Raw genomic sequence first — 440 nt, forward strand, 5'->3', positions numbered from 1 at the left:
AATACGCCGTCAGGAACACGATCGGCACCGACGCCGCCTGCGCGAACGACCAGCCCTCGGGAATCCGTACGACCGTACGGGCATCGGCCACCGCCAAGGGTCCGAAGGCGCCGGGGAACATGCCCAGTACCCGGTCACCGACCGCCAGATCGGTCACGTCCGAGCCGGCCTCGACGACCACGCCCGCGCCCTCCAGCCCGAAGTCGCTGGCGTCGCCCGGGTACATGCCCAGCGCGTTCAGCACGTCCCGGAAGTTCACGCCCGCCGCGCGCACCGCGATCCGCACCTCACCCGGCGCCAACTCCGCGTCCCCGCGCGCGCTGGGCGCCAGCGTCAGGCTGTCCAGGCTGCCCTTGCTCGGGATGTCCAGCAGCCAGGACGCGGCGTCGGCGGGCGGTTGCAGGGTGTCGGCCGGTGCGACCCGGGCGACCCGCGCGAGG

At 73.6% G+C, this 440-nt stretch carries 1 protein-coding gene; it reads right to left on the minus strand.

The window, feature by feature from the left end; all coding sequences use genetic code 11:
* The coding region (locus AN216_RS00230; protein ID WP_139140808.1) for an alcohol dehydrogenase catalytic domain-containing protein at nt 1–440 on the minus strand (440 nt) is incomplete at both ends.

The sequence above is a fragment of the Streptomyces oceani genome (assembly GCF_001751245.1).
In the GTDB taxonomy this organism is placed as follows: domain Bacteria; phylum Actinomycetota; class Actinomycetes; order Streptomycetales; family Streptomycetaceae; genus Streptomyces; species Streptomyces oceani.